Consider the following 12,731-nt stretch of genomic DNA (forward strand, 5'->3'; position numbering starts at 1 on the left):
GGCTTTTTGCATCTTTTTACAAAATTAAGAACCATACATTTCCATTTTGTTAATTGAAAATCTCCCTCTGACCGACATAAATATAGAGGTCTGTATATCAGACAATTAGGATATTGAGATAAGGGGGAAGGTTGGGTGTTTGTGAAAAAAATAGCCCGCAAGGGATTGGCTAGTCTTATGATTTTGATGTTAGTCACTCAAGGAATACTCGCCGGATGGATAGGAGTAGAGTCTGCGTATGCTGCCGATGAGTTGAAGGGGAAAGGGATTAGTACAACGTCACCTGCTGTGAACGAACAACAGGCAAGTGGATCAGCACCACTGACGATTGATTTTATTAAGCCAGTGAAGAAAATCGACACTTCTACTGAGGAAATTACTGTTTACAGAGCTCAGGATGACTCAATCGTAACAAAAGTTCCCGTAACGGATGCAGCTGTGACTGTCATTGCAGATGATGCTGCTATTGATGCAACTTTGGGGAAACGTGTGCAAATCCAGCTTCCTGTGGCTCTACCTGGAGGGTCATTCTATGTTACGATTGGTAGCCAGTCTTTCGTATATGGGGACGGTCAACCGGTTGAGGGTTTGAACAAAGAATGGACATTTCGTACAGCAGGAGTTAGTACAGCTCGATTAACAGGGCAGTCACCTCTTAATGCGGCATCCAATGTATCTCCTTCGGCCAATATTCAGCTTACGTATGATCGGGTAATGAAGGTCGGCACAGGCAAGCTTCAGATCTATAATGGTAGTACATTATTGGAAGAAATCGATGCCAATTCAACCCGAATTAGTTTCAATACGGCGAGAACAACGGTGACGATTGATCCAGTGAACAATTGGGCGAATAACAGCACGATTTACATAGCAGTGCCGGAAGGTTTTTTGCGTGATGACCTGAACAATGATACGGGAGCCATTCAGCGAACTACATGGGGATTCAATGTGATATCCGATCCCACGGCAGTGACCGTATCCAGCCTGTCTCCTGCAAACGGAGCAACAGGCGTATCACTCACGAATGAGTTTACGTTGACATTCAACAAAGACCTGGACCGGAATTTTACAAGTTCAGCTACGGTTAAGAATGCAAACGGCGGGATTGTGGCTTCGACGACATTAATTAGTACGTCCAACCCGAGACAGTTGCGCATCATCCCGCAAACGACTCTGACGAGCAACACAACGTATACGATTGATATTCCTGCAAATGTGTTCCGGGATCAAACGGGAAATCTGTTTACTGGCCTGAATGGAGCCACATCGTGGACCTTTAGAACACTGACCGTAGACACAACACCACCTGTACTGAAAACAGCCAAAATGTACAGCAATACGATCATTCGATTAACGTATGATGAGTTGCTCTCCAGCCTTGATCCGTTTGCTTCCAGCTTCACAGTGACGGTTAACGGAGAGAACCGGAATGTAAGTTCTTCCTATGTTTCTGGAGACAGTGTGTATGTTGTTCTGGATACAGGTGTAGCTGTAGGACAGGTTGTCCGCATTGCCTATGCACCGGGAACAGGAACACGTAAAATTCAGGATTTGTCTCTTAACGCGGCTCCAGCATTCGGAGCGAGAGATGTAGAGAACAGTCTCGATTCCATTATGTCGAAACCACGCGAAGGTACAGCGTATTACAATACAATCAGTCTGTACTATCCTGAGACCGTTTATATCAACTCCAGTGATGCGGTGAGACAATTCAGTGTTACAGCAGACGGATCAGCGGTGGGCATCAGCAGTATGTCCACCAATAACAGTTCGTTGGTAACGCTCAATCTCAGTCGTTCCATCCAGAATGGTGAAGTGGTACAAGTATCCTATGCGCCAGGAACATGGCCAGTGAAAGACAGTCGTGGTCAAGCTCTCGCTGGATTCATCGGGTTCTATGTACGAAACAGTATTGATACGAAACCACCTGAGTTCAAGAGTGCAGAAGTGAGTGGTACGACGATGTGGATCAGATATAATGAGCCGCTGAGCCGGACGAACAAACCACTCAAGAGCCAATATTCGGTATTGGTAGATGGTAAAGCCGTATTTGTCAATGATTCCGAGATTGAGGATGATCTGATTACATTAACGCTGGCCAACACAGTTGCCAGTACTCAAAACGTAACCTTTTCTTATGTGCCAGGTACCCTGCGGTTAACTGATCTAAACAACAATCCTGCAGGATACGTTAATCTGGCTCCAGTAAAATATACCTTTGGTAACGGGAAAATATTGTCGGCTACTCTTCAAGGGGAGAAAGTATATATTAACTTTCGAGATGCGCTTCAGGCTCAGACGGCACTAACTGCTTCACAGTTTAGTGTACAGCTTGGAGGAACAACAACAAATGTTCTGAATGCTTCGATATCAGGTTCTATTGTGACACTTAATCTTTCGAACTCGGCAACAGCAGGACAGACAGGTACTGTCAGCTATACTCCGGGGGCAGTTCCACTACGTGATTCGTTGAACAACACCATTGCTGCTTTTGGACCGCTTCCTCTGCAACAAAATGGCAGTAGTTCGACAGGCAACCAGACAAACAGCCGCCCTTCCTGGCTTACAGAACAAGACTCGTCAAGTTATGGACAAGCTCTGCTTGTGATGAGTACGGATACGGCAGCTACAGCTTCCATGATGTCACGCAACAATCGCTCTACTCGTCAGTTCAATGTAGATAGTACTAAGCTTTTGCAGGCCTTCCAGTACGCAACAACGACTGGCAAAACAACACAACCTGTTGTATTTGAAGTTCCTGCCAGCGAATCGTCGGCTTATGTAGGGTTCCCGCTGAATACATTGGCTCAGGTTGCATCGAGTAACCGTACAGGTTCAATTGGTGTCAAATATGGTGATCGTCTGTGGATGGTCCCACTTTCCAATCTAAATGTATCCGCAATGAGTCAAGCTGTAGGGGGAAACACAACCAACACGGATGCCTCCTACTTCTATGTACAGGTGGAGACGGTTCCTGTCTCCAGTTCAGGTACGATAGATGGAATGCTGGCCGTTGCAGGAGCACAGAAACTCGGTAATGTTACAGACATCTACCTATCTGCGTTTAGTGGAAATACGAATCAACGGGTAGAACAAAATATCAAGAGTCAACTCGCGATGCAGTTGCCTGTAAACACACCTACAGCGACTTCCGGGTTTACGTATATTGATCCGACTACACTGATTCTGGCGAATGTGCCGCATACGTTTGCGAGTACAACAGGAGGAGTGGTTGTTAAAGGACAACTGAACGGTAACCAGACCATCGTGCCTGTTACTCATTCCGTGAGCTATCAGGATACCTCCAGCCATTGGGCAGGTGCAGTCATCAAAGAATTGTCATCCAAATGGATCATTGGGGCTACGAACGGCTCCTATTACGGACCCAATCAGAAAATAACGCGTGCCGAGTTTGCCGAATTGGTAGCCAAAGGTCTTGGTTTGAAAGGAGATCAGACTGCTGCGCGTCGTTTCCGTGATATTCGTGGTGGTGATCTGACCAGTGCCTACATTGGTGCCGCGGCAGAAGCCGGGATTATTACAGGCAACACGGACGGTACATTCAAACCAGAAAGTGAAATCACTCGTGAACAAATGGCTATTATGATGGTTCGGGCGATGAATTACGGTGGTAAAGCAGTCTCACTTCAATCCTCCGTTACTTCGACGTTGTCCAAGTTCAAGGATAGCAATAAAATTCAGTCCAAGGATTCTGTTGCCAAAGCGGTGCAAGAGGGAATTATTCAAGGCATGACAGCGAGAACATTCGAACCCCAAGGGAACGCGACTCGCGCTCAGGCAGCAGTCATGTTGAAACGGGTTTTGGACAAATTAGGTTATCTATAAATTAATTAATAGGGACACTTCAAGGAAGCGCATTTCTTGAGGTGTTCTTTTTATATAATTAGATAAAGGACAAAAGAGAGGTGACGCTTTATAGAAAGGGTGATTTTTTTGAACATTACTAAGATAATCAAAAAGGTATTATATGAACGACTTCGAGAATTATCATTTGTTTATCAAGATTCATCATCCAATCCTTGGGTTTTCGTTAGATCTAGAAATGGTTATTCTAAAGAAATTATAGAAATTGATAGAAGTAATTGGGAAGCTTGTGCCATTCGTTGCACTTTCCAAACGGATTCTAAGTCAATTAGTAGTACAAAGCTCGCTGAAGGAAAGGTTCATGAGTGGTATGTATATCAAAATAAAGAAGAACTGCATCAAATTCTTAACTATTTTGGTGAACTCATAGAGAAATACGCTTTGCAATGGTTTGCAGAGCATGCAGTCGCTCTTTCGCCCGCACCACCCAATTATCTAGGTACTGAGTGGATAGACTTTATGAATGATTTCGTCGAGACAAATCATATTAAATTAGAGGATCCAAGTTCGATTGATATATTTAGATGTGTTGATAGTACAGGGGATAGATCAAAATGAGATATACTCGGTAGGCTTTTGTTTTGGGGAAATTATTATAAAACGTTTTGGTGCAGAATGGGAGTATACTAAAGAACATGGCCCAATGATAAAAAATATAGCTGGTAATCCTAGATTTAAACGATCACCACATGAATTGGTGAAAAATGTATTAGAGAGTCGAAACCAATTATCATTACAGAGGTACTATAATGATATTGAATTTGTGGTAGAAGACTTGTAAGTAAATAGGAAATATATGAATCATAAATGGACTTCTGTTGTGCTGACTCGTGCACAGACGAAGTCAATTTTTTGATTAGTTTAACTACATAGCAGAAACGTATGGAATTGATTAACCAATATATACCTCAATCTTGGCTAGGGGCGTAACTTTTTCCACAAAAAGCAGTCTATTAATAGAAGAGTATACTAGAGATCTCGCTATCTGCTGCCTACTTGGCAGTGTTCGTGATGTCTAAGATTGATATACAAGATGGGAGAGACGTTTCAGACATGCTGGGGAAACATGAGAAACAGCTGGAAGACGTTAAGGGCAGTAAGGTGAAGAAATGGGCGATTGTGACGCTGGCGGGTGTGATCTGGATTGCACCGGTGATGAGCGCAGGCGGGCAGATCTGGTCAGGCACTTCGTGGCAATCGGTGGCCGCAGCGGCATCTACAAATACAAGCAAGTTGAGTGAAGAAATTCTGACTTCGGGTGCGAAGCTCATGAAATACAGATATACAACAACACGTTCCGGTTCCAAGGTCAACGTACTGGCGGATGTCATACAGGTGGATCTGCAGAACCCGTATGTGAAGCTGGATGTAATGACAGGCAAGGGCGGTAATCTGAACAGTAAACAGAGCACAGGTGCCATGGCTAAGGAAAATGGTGCAGTAGCCGCTGTGAATGGCGATTACTTCAATGTATCCGGGGAGCTCGCACCGATTGGTGGACAGGTCTCCGATGGCGTGCTGGTCTCCACACCTTCTGAGCTGTCAGGCATGTATGCCCTGACGGTGACCAAGGATGGCAAACCGATGATCGATGAGTATTCCTTTGACGGAACTGTGAAGGCACAGGATGGTTCAACCTTTGCTTTGCGTGGGATAAATAAAGAGGATTATACGGTAGAGTCGGGTGCAGTGAAATATAGTCATGCCAACTCGATGTATATTTATACACCGGCATGGACGTCCACCAAACGTCCAAATGACCCTTCCACAACGCCGACAGAGGTTCTCGTGCAGAACGGAGTAATTACCCAAATCTCGGATAAAAAAGCGTTAAACATGACGGTACCGCAGGATGGGTACATTTTGCGTGCGCATGGAACAGCGGCGACATGGATCATGAGCCATCTATCCGTTGGGCAAACCTTGGATGCGGATTACAAACTGAAAGCTAAAACAACCGGGCAATCAGTCGATCCGAGTAATCTGGAGATGATGATTGGCGGTCATACGATTCTTGTGAACGGTGGAAAGGCAGCATCCTTCTCCCGTGATATCGCATCTTCCGGCATCGGTGGCATTCGTGCAAGAACCGCAGTAGGATACTCTCAGGATGGTCGGTATGTCTACATCATTGCAGCGGAGAAAAACAGTAACAGCAGCGGGATGTCGCTGACGGAACTGCAATCCTTTATGACCAGTGTGGATGTCTGGAAAGGCATGAACTTGGATGGAGGCGGCTCCACAACAATGGTAACACGTCCGTTGGGTGAGCAAACCGCTGGTCTGACGTTCAACACAGAGTATGGCACCGAGCAACGTCAGGTTGTAAACACGCTAGGTGTGTTCTCTACGGCTCCTGTAGGTAAACTGAAGGGCTTTGCCGTGAGTGGAAGCCAAACGCTGCTGGTGGGACAAGAGGGCAAGTACACAGCCAAAGGATATGACACCTACTACAACCCGATCGCAACAGGCGATATCAGCATGTCCTGGAAGTCCAGCAACAACGGCATCGTGAGTGTTAGCAACGGAACGATCAAAGGCGTGAAGCCAGGTACAGCAACGCTGACGGCAACGAGCAATGGAGCTTCATCCTCCATTAAAGTATCGGTACTGGGTGGAAGTGAGTTGGCTTCCCTGACAGCAGGATCAGGTCTCGGTTCGCTCAAAGCAGGCACAACGATGTCCATTCCTGTAACGGCGACAACGAAGAGCGGACAAAGTGTGACGGTTCCGGCAGACTCGCTGACATGGGAATTTATCGGATTCAAAGGTAAAGTTACTGCTGACCAATTAACCATATCTTCCGTCAATTCAGGTGCACAAGTGGGATATGCGATCGGTCGTTATGATGGTTACAGCACAGTTGTAGTCCTCTCGGCTTCTGCCAGCGAAACGATCTGGGAGAACTTCGACAACGTGAATTATCCGATTAACTTCACAACGAACGCAGCGGGTGTAACTGGTACGGCAACCGTTACTGCAGGAACTGGTGAAAAAGCCGGCTCCAATGTATTGCAACTCGGTTATGATATGACTGCTGGAACAGGCAAAATGTACGCTTATGCACAACTGAATGGCTCTACCGGTAGAGAGGTATCTGCTGCAGCTACTTCGATGTCGATGGATGTTATGGGAGATAAAAGCCTGAACTGGTTACGTGCCGAATTCACGGATGCCAATGGCAAAACGGTATATGCCGATCTCGCCAAGGCAATTGACTGGAACGGGTGGAAGAAGCTGAGTGTGGACCTGAACGGACTGAACATCGCCTACCCGGCGAAGCTGAAGCGGGTCTATGTGGTGAACGTGGAGGAAGGTCAGGATGAGCGTGCGAAATCAGGTACGGTTGCTTTTGACAATATCGCATTCACGATGCCTTCCAAGTCCAGTGAAGTAGGATTGCCTACGGGGACAGCTTCGCTCGTGCTTGGACAGAAATCGATGACGGTGAACGGAACGAAAAAAGCCATTGATGCAGCACCGGTCCTGAAAAATGGTACGACGTATGTGCCAATCAAACATGTTTTGGACGCTTTTGGTGGTCAGGCAAGCTGGGATAGCAAAAATCAGCGGATCACGGTATTACGTGGTGGCAAGCTGATTGATCTGGTTGTAGGGCAGAAAGAATTCATTCTGAATGGTAAAAGACAGAGCGCAACTGTTGCACCATACGTAACGGGTGGTAGGACTTTAGTCCCGCTTAGACTCGTTTCCGAGCAACTTGGTCTGACTGTAAAATGGGAACAGAAAACGAAGACCGTTACCATCTCATCGTGATATGGTATGATATATACCGGAAACGATAGAAATGGAGTCGAACAAACGTGGATTTACAAGCCGATGCCATAGACCGCGTCATTAAAAACGCCATACAAGTCATGGAAAACAGCAAATATCAAATGTTCGAAATTATGGACGCAACTCGCGATGAGCTGAAAACACTCAACGAGGAGTTGAAGTCGGTACTGAAGGAGACGGCGGAAACGATCGAGAAAGTAGATCAATTGGAGCTGAACTACCGCCGTTCCCGGATCCGGCTGACTGAGGTTAGCCGCGACTTTGTCCGTTATTCCGAGCATGATATCAAGCAGGCGTATGAGAAAGCAACACAGCTGCAGCTGGATCTGATGATTTATCGTGAGAAGGAAATGTATCTGAAGGCTCGTCGGGATGATCTGCAGAAGCGTGCCAAAAATGTGGAAGCTTCTGTGGAGCGTGCCGAGACCATCGGTTCGCAGATGGGTGTTGTACTCGAGTACCTGTCAGGTGAACTAGGTCAAGTGACCCGGATCATCGAATCTGCCAAAAATCGACAAATGATTGGTTTGAAAATAATTTTGGCCCAGGAAGAAGAGCGGAAACGTATTGCTCGTGAGATTCATGACGGGCCTGCGCAGATGCTCGCCAATCTAGTGCTTAGGACGGAAATTGTAGAAAGAATGCTCATTAAGCAGGATTTTAAGATGGTCCAGGCCGAAATAGTAGATTTGAAAGGCCAGGTTCGTTCCAGTCTTGAAGAAATGAGAAAAGTTATTTTCAATCTGCGTCCTATGGCACTGGATGATCTGGGACTGATTCCAACGCTTCGGAAGTACGTGCAGGATTTTGAGGTAAAAACGAAAATCCGGTCGCTTTTTGAAACAAGAGGTAAAGAACACCGTTTATCTTCTGCGATGGAGGCTGCGATCTACCGCCTTGTGCAGGAAGGTCTGTCGAATGCTGCAAAGCATGCTTATCCCACTTATGTTGTGGTGGAGATTACATACCAGGCTCAGCTCGTCAAAATTGTCGTTCAGGACAATGGGCTTGGGTTCAAACCGGAGCTTCTTGCGAAGAAAAGCAAGGATCATACCCACTTCGGTCTGATTGGGATGAGAGAACGGGTTGAACTGTTAGAAGGAAGAATAGAGATTGAATCCGGAGAAAATCAAGGAACCAAAATAGTGATTCATATCCCGACAAACGTGGATAAGGGAAAGGAGTAGCAGGATGATGGAAAACCGTGATACTGGTAAAGCATCGATTAAAGTTCTTTTGGCTGATGATCATCAGCTGTTCCGTGAGGGACTGAAACGCATTTTAAATATGGAGGACGACATTGAGGTCATCGGCGAATGCGGCGATGGTATTCAAGTGCTCGAATTCTGCAATCAGGATAAACCTGATATCGTATTGATGGATATCAACATGCCAATCGAAAATGGGGTAGAAGCAACGGAGAAATTGCGTGAGCTGTTCCCTGATGTCAAAGTCATTATCTTGTCCATTCATGATGATGAAAGTTATGTATTTGAGACGCTTCGTAAAGGGGCTAACGGATACTTGCTGAAGGATATGGAGGCCGAGTCTCTGATCAATGCGATTCGTTCCGTGCATGAAGGACATGCGTTCATTCATCCGAAAGTAACAGGCAAACTGATTATGCAGCTGCGTCGTATGACGTATCTTAATGAAACAGGGGCAATGAGTGAAGGAGCTTCGAAGGAAGCAGGTGTTAAATTTGTCGCTGGCGACAATAACCCGCTCACACGTCGTGAGGCTGAAGTACTTCGCTTGATGGCAGAAGGTAAGAGCAACAAAATGATTGGTGAATTCCTGTTCATCAGTGAAAAAACAGTAAAAAACCATGTCAGCAGTATTCTGCAGAAGATGGAAGTGGACGACCGTACGCAAGCTGTTATCAATTCGATCAAATATGGTTGGGTTACGCTCTAATACCTTATGTTTTTCGTAAAGCAGTATTCTTACGGTAAGTCAGTCCATTGGTTGATTCAACCTAGACGAAGTATAGATTGGTGTTCACTCGCGCCCTTTCCAGAATGTTGGATTGGTCTGCGGGTTAATGGACTTTATCACTGCAAATGAGCAAAGTGTAAGGTTGTGCGGAACATATGTTCAAGCTTAGGCGTGAATGAATGACCTGGCCTGTCTTTCTTCGTCCGGTGTCGATCAGCGTGGAATATGAGTGATAGGAAATGCAAGTGTAACCCTTCAGAAAGTACAGCATATACTTGTTGTATACAGGGATGTTCGCCATGGGTGAGCATGACCTTCCGAGGAGGTGCAGTTGCCATGGTTGCTCATCTGACTATGATTCTGCTCATATACTTCCTGGCGGCAATGGCCGTTCATGCCATGCACCAGCGCCATCTTTCCCGTCCGGAATCTGAAGGTTTCGAGCAGATCCTGCTCATCCCTTCCAATCAGGCAGGGCGGATCGAAGGCATTGTAAGAGAACTTTGCCGGGAATTGTTATACCGTGGTAAGAGCTTCAGATTAACCGTTGTTGCTGATCGTACAGAAACGGAAACGATTACGATTATTGAAAAGCTTATGCAAAGGCAAGGAATGGAGACATCTTATCTGCCTGCTGTCCCTGCTGATATTGAACGGGTAGCACAGACCGATCACACGTTTCGCCTGATTGATTTGCGTGAGTCAGAGCAATAAATCATTATGTGAGCGGGAAATGGGATTAGCATTTCGCAGATCTACAGTGAAAAGATTACAGCAGAAGCTGTAGTCTTTTTTTGTAATTGTAGCCAAGTCTGCTTTTAAATTAAAAATGGGTTTTTATGCAATCTATGGTTATTGCCTGGGTATGAGGAGTTCTTGATCACAGAAATAAGATTTTCGAAGTCAGAACTCTTAATTTAAAAGTATAGACGATTCAGATTGGAAAAAGTTTCGCAATTTTAAAGAAAGATTCTGGTTATTAGCAGAATTGTATGATGGAATCATGTTGTGTAACTAACCTTGTGATGTAAAGGTTCAATAGGTATAGTGATAAGTAGATTGATCATACGAAGATGGAATATGGACATGAAGCACATGCTCCGGCGAACAGCTGGGTTGGCATGTGCTTTTTTGCGTTCGGAGAATGTGAGATGGGGGAGGAGAGTAAATGAAAGTTGCTTTATATGTGTGCCGTGTAGGGGAAGGGTGGAGCATGGTGTTATCACTCGACATTCGAGTGGATGTGACCTGGTGGCTCGAGGGAGGAAGTGGGCGACATGTGCTGCGCTGGTTGTTGTTAGATAAGGCGATGCCGTTAAGTCAGGCATCCTGGTTGGTTGAACATTTTGAGATGGAGCGAGGTATGGATCAGTGGGGCCAGCACGAATGGCAGAGCTATCTTGCACAGAAACTGGATGTGTATGAACTGGCCTCGGGGGAAGTTGAGGCCAGAAAAGGTATAGCAGGCAAAGCGGGGAGTACCGCTGTGCGTCGCATTCAGGTAGGCGGGATGCCAGAGCCGTATCCCGCCGGGCAGTGGGCTCAGCTGGAGCGGGATGCGGCCCTGCTGGCTGAGCGGATGAGCGGCCGCCAACTGCTGGCGGCCGAGGCGGAGGCGTTGCTGGCGGATACCGCCCAGCCGCCAGGGGAGTGGCGCGCGGCTGCGCAGCTCGCGCGCTTGCACGGGCGGCTGAGTATCACAGCCGCCCTCGAAGGGCCTGCCACGCGCCGTCGGCACGCGTGGCTTGGACGCGCGCGGAGCGCGCCCCGCTGCCACCGTTGTGGCAGCGAAGCCAGGCAGCGCGTGCCCTGCGCTGCCTGCGGCCTGGCGGCGTGCGCCTACTGCGAGGCTTGCCTCGCGCTGGGGCGCAGCCGTGCTTGTGCGCTGCTGCTACGCAGTGCAGCGCAAGGGGCCGTGCCACGACGCGGCGAAGCACCGCGTGGCACGGCCTTGGCCCCCACCGGCGGCGGGCTCGCCCGGTGGGGGCTTAGCGCAGCGCAGAGCGCGGCAGCAGCCGCGGCGCTTGCGTTTTTGGCCCGGCCACCCGCAGGGGATGGGCCGGGGCGGTTCTTGCTGTGGGCCGTGACCGGGGCCGGCAAGACCGAGATGATTTTCCCACTGCTCCAACATACACTGGATCGCGGCGGACGGGCTCTGGTCGCTACGCCGCGCAGGGACGTGGTACTGGAGCTGGCTCCACGTCTGGCCAAAGCTTTTCCGGACACCTCGCTCGCTACTCTTTACGGAGGCAGTGACGAACGCTGGAAAGACGCTCAGCTCACGCTTGCGACCACACACCAACTGATGCGCTTTTATCAAGGGTTTGATCTCGTTATCATCGACGAACTGGATGCGTTCCCTTATCACAACGATCCCATGCTCGCTCACGCGGCGGCATCCTCCTGTAAACCGGAGGGGAATTTTGTCTATCTATCTGCCACACCGCCTGCTCGGCTTCAGAGGGAAGCAGCACGTGGGAAACTCAATCATGCCAAAGTTCCAGTACGTTTCCACCGTCATCCTTTGCCCGTGCCAAGATTGGTCAAAATGGTTACCGTTGCTGAATGTATTAAGAAACGAAATCTTCCTTCTGCCTTGAGGACTAACATCCAAATTTCATTGAAGCGTGACGCCCAAGTATTTGTCTTTGTGACACGTATTGCCCAAATTGAGGCGTTTGTGAATCTGATGCGTCGTACTTTTCCTGGAATCCATATCGAAGGAACCTCATCCCAAGACCCCGATCGCGCTAGCAAAGTTACAGCCTTTCGTGATCGCGACATTCGTCTGCTCGTAACCACCACAATTCTGGAGCGTGGCGTGACCATTCCGCGCAGTGATGTTTTTATATTGGATGCAGACAATGGTCTCTTTGATGAAGCTTCACTGGTTCAGATGGCGGGCAGAGCAGGGCGTTCCATGGATGATCCGGCGGGTAGAGTGGTTTTTGCATCATCTCGTCGGACACGATCACAGGTGAAGGCCGTTGCACAGATTCGGAAAATGAACACCATCGCTCGTCGCAAAGGCTACCTGCATCCACCATCCCAGACATAATTGTCATCTGCCAAGTTCGGTTCCACATTTCACAATATATTCCCAAGACTGG

General features: G+C 47.6%; 7 protein-coding genes. All 7 read left to right on the top strand.

Annotated features, from left to right (window positions below; all coding sequences use genetic code 11):
• Positions 1 to 135 precede the first annotated feature (135 nt).
• The 7 genes from BLS69_RS22270 to BLS69_RS22300 all read left to right on the top strand — a co-directional run bounded on the left by BLS69_RS22270 (position 136) and on the right by BLS69_RS22300 (position 12,679).
• The gene (locus tag BLS69_RS22270; protein ID WP_091036344.1) at positions 136 to 3,846 is read left to right on the top strand and encodes a SwmB domain-containing protein; all 3,711 of its coding nucleotides are present in this window, start codon (positions 136 to 138) and stop codon (positions 3,844 to 3,846) included.
• 108 nt (positions 3,847 to 3,954) lie between these two features.
• Positions 3,955 to 4,443 (top strand): hypothetical protein, encoded by a 489-nt coding sequence (locus BLS69_RS22275; RefSeq protein WP_091036347.1) that lies wholly within the window; start codon positions 3,955 to 3,957, stop codon positions 4,441 to 4,443.
• 495 nt (positions 4,444 to 4,938) lie between these two features.
• Positions 4,939 to 7,662 carry a stalk domain-containing protein gene (locus BLS69_RS22280; protein WP_091036350.1) on the top strand — a complete coding sequence of 908 codons (2,724 nt, stop codon included), beginning with the start codon at positions 4,939 to 4,941 and terminating at the stop codon, positions 7,660 to 7,662.
• A 47-nt stretch (positions 7,663 to 7,709) separates the two neighbouring features.
• A complete protein-coding gene (locus BLS69_RS22285; protein WP_074092506.1) occupies positions 7,710 to 8,870 on the top strand; it encodes a sensor histidine kinase in 1,161 nt (386 codons plus the stop codon).
• Between the two features lie 7 nt (positions 8,871 to 8,877).
• Positions 8,878 to 9,600: a response regulator transcription factor gene (locus BLS69_RS22290; RefSeq protein ID WP_026081439.1), complete on the top strand. Its 723-nt coding sequence runs from the start codon at positions 8,878 to 8,880 to the stop codon at positions 9,598 to 9,600.
• Between the two features lie 324 nt (positions 9,601 to 9,924).
• Complete coding sequence (locus BLS69_RS22295; protein ID WP_143023606.1) at positions 9,925 to 10,335, top strand: hypothetical protein; 411 nt, start codon at positions 9,925 to 9,927, stop codon at positions 10,333 to 10,335.
• 454 nt (positions 10,336 to 10,789) lie between these two features.
• Positions 10,790 to 12,679 carry a helicase-related protein gene (locus BLS69_RS22300; RefSeq protein ID WP_091036355.1) on the top strand — a complete coding sequence of 630 codons (1,890 nt, stop codon included), beginning with the start codon at positions 10,790 to 10,792 and terminating at the stop codon, positions 12,677 to 12,679.
• The last annotated feature ends 52 nt before the right edge of the window (positions 12,680 to 12,731 follow it).

The sequence above is a fragment of the Paenibacillus sp. CF095 genome (assembly GCF_900101225.1).
GTDB lineage: Bacteria > Bacillota > Bacilli > Paenibacillales > Paenibacillaceae > Paenibacillus.